General features: G+C 68.6%; 1 protein-coding gene. It reads left to right on the forward strand.

Annotated features, from left to right (window positions below):
* The coding region (locus HU748_RS26765; RefSeq protein ID WP_186722538.1) for an AMP-binding protein at window positions 1-379 on the forward strand (379 nt) is incomplete at both ends.

Below are 379 nucleotides of genomic sequence, written 5' to 3' on the forward strand. Positions count from 1 at the left end.
CAACCAGTGGGCGCACCGCCTGCAGGCGGCAGGCGTGGGCCCGGATGTGCTGGTGGGGGTGGCGGCCGAGCGCAGCGTGGAAATGGTCGTGGCGCTGCTGGCGGTGATCAAGGCCGGTGGCGCCTATGTGCCGCTGGACCCGGAATACCCGCGCGAGCGCCTGGCCTACATGATCGAGGACAGCGGTATCGAACTGCTGCTGACCCAATCGCACCTGCGCGAGCAGTTGCCGTTGCCGCAGGGCCTGGAGTGCCTGCTGCTCGACCAGCCACTGAGCGGCTATGCCGAGCAGGCGCCGAAAGTCGAGGTCACTGGCGAGAACCTGGCCTACGTGATCTACACCTCCGGCTCCACCGGCAAGCCCAAGGGCGCGGGCAAC

It is taken from the genome of Pseudomonas sp. RW3S2, assembly GCF_014268955.1.
Taxonomy (GTDB): Bacteria; Pseudomonadota; Gammaproteobacteria; order Pseudomonadales; family Pseudomonadaceae; genus Aquipseudomonas; species Aquipseudomonas wayambapalatensis.